The sequence below is a fragment of the Vibrio sp. 1978 genome, assembly GCF_033344345.1.
The window spans coordinates 1-801 of sequence record NZ_JAWPOP010000318.1; the positions used below are offsets into that span (position 1 = coordinate 1).

The window sequence follows — 801 nt, forward strand, 5'->3', positions numbered from 1 at the left end:
CCAATGTAATAATGGTCGCTATATCTTCAGCGTGTTCCATCAACAATTGATGCCAGTTTTTCAAACAGCTAGAGCGCTCTTTCGCACTCAACTTAGCCCATCGAACTTGTTCAGCCGAACACGCTTCAATGAGGCAATCCAACTCTTCAATTGAACTCGGTTTCAAGCGAATTAACTCTTGCTCAGTTGCAGGGTTGATGACCACAACTCCGTCGTCGGAAGCCCATTGTTTAAATACTTCTTTTAAGGTTTCATTTTTTATTTGTTGCATCACCAAACTAACTCCTACGAGAACTCCTTTTAGGGTAATCCTTCTAGTAGAAATCAGCAAAGCAAACAAAGTTTTCTGACAGTGTTGGCATTAACAAGCGAAAAAGCCGTGAGTATAAGGACTAGGAATGGATCACATAGCAAGTCAGTTCGAAAGATAAAAGATTGCATAAATGCGAGACTCATTTGATAACTTCGAGTCTCAACATGATGATATGGCAACGAAATACTAACTAAACTGAAGCTAGACTCAAGACACGAATGAAAACCAAAGCTTTTAGGCTAGGACTAAATGAATCAACAAAGCCATAAAGCTTATTCTTCTTAAGCAAACCAAAATGAGTCAAATTAGTTTGTATATGCCTAGAATACAGATAGGCAAAGACAGGTGCTTGTAGATGAGAGAGCATCGCTATTGCGAATGAGGATTCCGTATAAATGGCCGGACTACAAGGGTTGGAATAAGTACCGAGCACTGAAACGGAATTCGTTTCTCTGAAGGGGAAAATGACTTGGCCTTAAACGACGAAA

Annotated in this window: 1 protein-coding gene; it reads right to left on the reverse strand. The window is 40.0% G+C overall.

Features of this window, described 5'->3' with window-relative positions:
* On the reverse strand, positions 1-274 hold a 274-nt coding region (locus R8N49_RS26345), incomplete at its 3' end, for an aldehyde dehydrogenase family protein (protein ID WP_318190351.1).
* Between the last annotated feature and the right edge of the window lie 527 nt (positions 275-801).